The sequence below is a fragment of the Achromobacter sp. genome (genome assembly GCF_049647645.1).
Classification (GTDB): domain Bacteria; phylum Pseudomonadota; class Gammaproteobacteria; order Burkholderiales; family Burkholderiaceae_B; genus Achromobacter.
The window spans coordinates 1-5,752 of sequence record NZ_JBARYB010000102.1 but is presented as its reverse complement, the minus strand read 5'-3'; the positions used below and the strand labels follow the sequence as shown (position 1 = coordinate 5,752).

The 5,752-nt window shown below is 68.0% G+C and carries 6 protein-coding genes and 1 pseudogene; 4 read left to right on the top strand and 3 right to left on the bottom strand.

Annotated features, from left to right (window positions below):
* The 3 genes and pseudogenes from WBB14_RS12605 to WBB14_RS12595 all read left to right on the top strand — a co-directional run.
* Positions 1-452 (top strand): annotated as a pseudogene (locus tag WBB14_RS12605) (PepSY domain-containing protein); the annotation flags it as partial.
* Between the two features lie 72 nt (positions 453-524).
* Positions 525-953, top strand: a complete 429-nt coding sequence (gene arsC, locus WBB14_RS12600) for an arsenate reductase (glutaredoxin) (RefSeq protein ID WP_424240120.1) — start codon at positions 525-527, stop codon at positions 951-953.
* A 91-nt stretch (positions 954-1,044) separates the two neighbouring features.
* Entirely contained in the window at positions 1,045-1,650 is a 606-nt protein-coding gene (locus WBB14_RS12595; protein ID WP_424240119.1) for a phosphatase PAP2 family protein, read from the top strand.
* Positions 1,651-1,669: 19 nt separating this feature from the next.
* Here WBB14_RS12595 and WBB14_RS12590 read toward each other — a convergent pair whose 3' ends face one another.
* The 3 genes from WBB14_RS12590 to ogt form a co-directional block, all read right to left on the bottom strand.
* Positions 1,670-2,650 (bottom strand): Bug family tripartite tricarboxylate transporter substrate binding protein, encoded by a 981-nt coding sequence (locus tag WBB14_RS12590; RefSeq protein ID WP_424240118.1) that lies wholly within the window; start codon positions 2,648-2,650, stop codon positions 1,670-1,672.
* A gap of 119 nt (positions 2,651-2,769) precedes the next feature.
* Positions 2,770-3,855: a tartrate dehydrogenase gene (locus WBB14_RS12585; RefSeq protein WP_424240117.1), complete on the bottom strand. Its 1,086-nt coding sequence runs from the start codon at positions 3,853-3,855 to the stop codon at positions 2,770-2,772.
* An 88-nt stretch (positions 3,856-3,943) separates the two neighbouring features.
* Positions 3,944-4,486 carry a methylated-DNA--[protein]-cysteine S-methyltransferase gene (ogt, locus tag WBB14_RS12580; RefSeq protein ID WP_424240116.1) on the bottom strand — a complete coding sequence of 181 codons (543 nt, stop codon included), beginning with the start codon at positions 4,484-4,486 and terminating at the stop codon, positions 3,944-3,946.
* 149 nt (positions 4,487-4,635) lie between these two features.
* Between ogt and WBB14_RS12575 the strand changes: the two genes are divergently transcribed.
* Positions 4,636-5,752: bifunctional transcriptional activator/DNA repair enzyme AdaA (locus WBB14_RS12575; protein WP_424240115.1), on the top strand; the 1,117-nt coding region annotated here is incomplete at its 3' end.

The following is a 5,752-nucleotide window of genomic DNA, read 5'->3' as shown; positions in this document are numbered from 1 at the left end:
CGCTGGTGCTGTCGGCCGGCGATGCGCAGCCTCATGCGTTCGACCCGGCGGCGCTGCGCGCCGCCGCCGCCCGGCTGGTTCCCGGCGCCCAGCTCGCCAGCGTGGAAACGCTGGACGCCTACGACTTCTATTACTACGCCCGCGATGAGCACGCGATGCTGGGCCATGTCGACAAGCCGCTGCCCATATGGCGGCTGACCTATGACGATCCCCAGGCGACCTGGGTCTATCTGGACCCGCGCACGGGACAGATCGTCAGCCGGCAGGACAGCGGCTCGCGCGCCAGCCGCTGGCTGTTCGCTTTCCTGCACAGCTGGGACTGGACCGGCCTGTTGTCGCGGCGCCCGCTGTGGGACGCCCTGCTGGTATTCCTGAGCCTGGGCGGCGCGGCGCTCAGCCTGACCGGCGCGGTGATAGGCTGGCGGCGGCTGGGCAAGAAATTGCGGGCCTGAAGCACCGGCGCCGATGCACTATGCTCACAGCCTTGCATGACGCATGACGACACACCGGAAAGAGGAGCTTCCATGTCCGACGTAACCATTTACCACAACCCCAAGTGCGGCACTTCGCGCAACACCCTGGCCATGATCCGCAACGCCGGCATCGAACCCGAAGTCGTGCTGTACCTGGAAACGCCGCCCTCGCGCGCCGCCCTGAAGGCGCTGTTCAAGAAGGCCGGCGTCAGCGTGCGCGAGGCCCTGCGCGAGAAGGGCACGCCTTACCAGGAACTGGGCCTGGACGACGCGTCCCTCTCTGACGACGCGCTGCTGGATGCGATCGAGCAGCACCCCATCCTGCTGAACCGTCCCTTTGTTTCGACGCCGCTGGGCGCGCGCCTGTGCCGTCCCTCTGAACTGGTGCTGGATCTGCTGCCGGCTGCGCAGCAAGGCGCGTTCACCAAGGAAGATGGCGAAGCCGTGATCGACGCGCAGGGCAAACGCATCCAGAAGTAAAAGGACGCCGTCCGGCGGCTTTTGTAAGCGGACTGACGGCTGGGGTCATTACCATCGCGGCAATCGTTTCATTACGCCGCAATGACAAGTCATGAATTCCCTTGAAGGCCTCAACCAGTCCCTTTTTCTTTTGATCAACGCCGATCCGGCCACCCCGGTCTGGCAGATCCACGCCGCCATGCTGGTAGCGAATCGGCTGATCCTGCTGGTGCCTGCCGTCCTGGCCGCCCTGTGGCTATGGGGCGGCCGGCTGCAACGCGATCTGGCGCTGAAGGCGCTGGCCAGTATTGCCGCGGCGCTGTTCGCCAGCTATCTGTGCGGCGCGCTGTGGCCGCATGCCCGGCCCTTCGTCATGGGCCTGGGGCATGCGTTCTTTCCGCACGCGGCGACCTCCTCGTTCCCCAGCAATCACACCATCATCATCGCTACGCTGGCGTTCACGCTGATCCAGGATCGGCGCTGGGCGGGCTGGGGCTGGCTGGCGCTGGCCGCGGCCATCCTGGTCGGCGCGTCGCGCGTGTACCTGGGCGTGCACTTCCCGCTGGACATCGTGGGCGGGCTCTTGCTGGCGCCTGTCGCCGCCGGACTCACCGCGGCGGCATGGCGCCGCTGCGGCGAGCCCGTCACGGGCGTGGCGCAAAGCCTGTACCGCAAGGTGTTGGCACTGCCGATCGCGCGCGGCTGGATCCGCGCCTGACGGCGCGGACCCGCGCAGTTCAGTTGATCGCGACCTTGGCGTCCTTGACCAGTTTGGCGTAGTTCTCGGTGTCCGTGCCGATGCGCGCCTTCATCTCGGCGGGCGTATCGCCGATCGGCACCGCGCCGATCTCCGCCATCCGCCGCGAGAAGTCGGGCGAACGGATGATCTTGACCATCTCGGCGTTCAGGCGCGCCACCACGTCCGCGGGCGTCGCCGCGGGCGCCAGCACGCCGAACCAGGTCCCCATGTTGAAGGGCTTGAGGCCGGCCTCCTCCATGGTGGGCACGTCGGGCAGCGCGGCCGAACGCTGATTGGTGGTAACGGCCAGCGCGCGCAGCTTGCCGCTCTGGATGTGCGCAAGCACCGGCGTCACGGTATCGAAGGACATGTCGATCTGGCCGCCCAGCAGGTCGGTGGTCAAGGGGCCGCTGCCCTTGTAGGGGACGTGCAGCAGCTGCACGTGGCCTTCCTTTTCGAACTGCGCGCCGATCAGATGCTGTCCCGTTCCCATGCCATTGGAGCCATAGGTCAGCTTGCCCGGCTGGCCTTGCGCCAGCTTCAGCAGGGCCTGCACGTTCTGCGCCGGCAGCTTCGGATTGACCACCAGCACGTTGGGCACCAAGGCCACCGTGGTCACTGGCGCGAAATCCTTCTGGAAGTCGTAGTGCAGACTCTTGTAGACGCTGCTGGCAATGGTGTGGTGCACGGCGCCCATCAACAGCGTGTAGCCGTCAGGCGCGGCCTTGGCCACGTAGTCCGCCCCCAGCGTCGAGCCTGCGCCCGGCTTGTTCTCCACTACCACCGGCTGGCCCAGGCTCTTGGCCAGCTCCTGCCCCAGCGCCCGCGCCAGCACATCGGTGGTGCCACCGGCCGGAAACGGCACGACCAGGTTCACGGGCCGGACCGGATAGCCCTGCGCCTGCGCGCCGTCGGCGAAGGACAGGCCGGCCAGGCAGGCCAGCGCCAGGACACGCGCGGGTATCGTTCTCTTGTGCATGCTTGTCTCCTCGGTACGAATGGAATTCGCTTCTTTTCGTGGAGCCCGGGGCAGGCCTGGGATCTCGCGCCCCGGGCCTGCTTCGGGCCTGCTTCGGGCCTGCTTCGGGCCTGCTTCGTCTATGCGGCCCGGGCCCTCGCCGCGGCCGCCAACTTGGCGCAGACCGCCGCCGTGACCTGCTCCGTGGTGGCGGTTCCGCCCAAGTCGCCCGTATGCAGCGACGGATCGGCGGTCACGCTTTCGATCGCCTGCATCAGCCGCGCGGCGGCCTGCGTTTCGCCCAGGTGCTCCAGCAGCATGACCACGGACCAGAACGTGCCGACCGGATTGGCCAGCCCCTTGCCCATGATGTCGAAGGCCGACCCGTGGATGGGTTCGAACATGGACGGATAGCGGCGTTCAGGGTCGATGTTGCCGGTGGGCGCGATGCCCAGGCTGCCGGCCAGCGCCGCCGCCAGGTCGCTGAGGATGTCGGCGTGCAGGTTGGTGGCGACGATGGTGTCCAGCGTGGCGGGGCGGTTCACCATGCGGGCGGTGGCGGCGTCGACCAGTTCCTTGTCCCAGGTCACGTCCGGGAACTCGCGGCTGACCTCCATGGCGATCTCGTCCCACATCACCATGGCGTGGCGCTGCGCGTTGGACTTGGTCACCACAGTAAGAAGCTTGCGCGGACGGGATTGCGCCAGCTTGAAGGCGAAGCGCAGGATGCGCTCGACGCCTGCGCGGGTCATGATGGACACGTCGGTCGCGGCTTCCAGCGGGTGCCCCTGGTGCACCCGGCCGCCTACGCCCGAGTATTCGCCTTCGGAGTTCTCGCGCACGATGACCCAGTCCAGCTGGCCCGGAGCGCAGCGCTTGAGCGGCGCGTCGATGCCCGGCAGGATGCGCGTCGGGCGCACGTTGGCGTACTGGTCGAAGCCCTGGCAGATCTTCAGCCGCAGGCCCCACAGGGTGATGTGGTCGGGAATGTGCGGATCGCCCGCCGAACCGAACAGGATGGCGTCCTTGCCGCGCAGCGCGTCCAGGCCGTCGGCCGGCATCATCACGCCATGCTTGCGGTAATAGTCGCCGCCCCAGTCGAAGTCCTCGAACTCGAAGCTCAGGCCGCCGTCCCGGGCCAGCTCCTGCATGATGCGCTGTCCGGCGGGAATCACTTCCTTGCCGATGCCGTCGCCGGGAATGGTTGCGATGCGATAGGTCTTCATGTGCCGACTGGGCTCCTTGCTGGTGAGAGGCTGTCGGCACTGTACTGACGCCTGCGGGCCGCGGACGCCGTGGAATTCAAAACATCTTTTACCTGGAGTTGAAGGTGCCAAGCCATCTCTGCTCATGGTCCAGCAGCCAGCGCTTGCGATGCAGACCGCCGCCATAGCCGGTCAGCGAGGCGTCCGCACCCACGACGCGGTGGCAAGGCACGACGATGCCTATGGGATTCGCCCCATTGGCCGTGCCCACCGCGCGCACGGCTGCGGGACGCTCGATGCGGTTCGCCAGCGCGCCATAGCTGATCGACTGGCCGCCCGATATGCCTCGCAGCGCCCGCCACACGACGCGCTGGAAGTCGGTGCCGCCGGTAGCCACGTCCAGCGTGTCGATGGCGCGCACGTCGCCGTCGAAATAGTCCAGCAGCGCACGCCGCGCGGGCGAGGCGCGGGCGGCATCGCACAGTTCCACGTCCTGGTTGCGGTACTGCCTGCGCAGCAGCAGGTGCATGCGCGATTCGTAGTCTTCCCAGTCCACCGCGCGCAAGCGCTGTTGCTCGTCGCTCAGGACCAGCATCAGGCCGATGGGGGTGGGTATGCGTTCAAGAAAGAAAACCTGGGTTCGGGCGGACATGGGACTGGCTCCTGCGGCGGTGGTCGACGAACTCACTATAGGCTGGGGCGCGGGCCTTGCGCTGGCGGTTTTCGGACAGGAATGCCGCATCCACAACACTGTCCGAAAACCGCTAGATCCGACACCCGTCGCGGCGTTAGCATCATCCCATGGACCTGAACCACGACGCCTGCTATAGCGCCATCCAAGTGCGCGACGCCCGTTACGACGGCCGCTTCTTCACCGCCGTGAAGACCACGCGCATCTATTGCCGCCCGGTCTGTCCGGCGCGCACGCCGCTGTCGAAGAACGTGGCGTTCTACGCCACCGCGGCCGCGGCGCAGGAGGCCGGCTACCACCCCTGCCTGCGCTGCCGCCCGGAAACCGCACCTGAACTGGGACCTGGACATGAACTGCCCGACAGCGTGGCCCGCGCGCTGCAACTGATCGAGCTGGGCGCATTGGACGAAGACGGCGTGGACGTGCTGGCGCAGCGCCTGGGCGTGGGCGAACGCCAGCTACGGCGCCAGTTCCGCCAGCACCTGGGCGCATCGCCCGTGGCCGTGGCGCAGACGCGGCGCGTGCTGCTGGCCAAGCAGCTGATCCACGAAACCCGGCTGCCGATGGCGGAGATCGCCTTCGCCTCGGGCTTTGGCAGCATCCGCCGCTTCAATGAGATCTTCCATGACCTGTTCGCGCGCGCGCCTGGGGAGCTGCGGCGTTCCGGCAAGCCCGAGGTGTCGGCGGCGCAGGAAGGCGAGATCAAGCTGCTGCTGCGCTACCGTCCGCCCTACGACTGGGACGCAATGCTGGGCTTCCTGCGGCTGCGCGCGATTCCCGGCATCGAGCAGGTCACGGACGACAGTTATGCGCGCACCGTCCTGCTGGACGGCCGCCAGGGCACGGTGACGGTGCGTCCGGGCCGCGGCGACGCGCTGGAGGCCACGGTGCGCTTTCCCCGGCTGCAAGCGCTGCCGGCCATCATCGCGCGCCTGCGCCGCGTCTTCGACCTGGCCAGCGATCCGGTCGCCATCGCCGCGCAATTCGCCAGCGATCCCGTCATGACGGCACTGATCCGGGCGCGGCCCGGCCTGCGCGTGCCTGGCGCCTGGGACGGTTTCGAGCTGGCCATGCGCGCCGTGCTGGGCCAGCAGATCACGGTAGTCGCGGCCATCCGCCTGGCCGGCAAGCTGGTGGCCGCGCACGGGGCGGCGATGGCGCGTCCCGAAGGCGGGCTGACGCATGTGTTTCCCATGCCCGAAGCCGTGGCGGCCGCCGAGCTGGCGC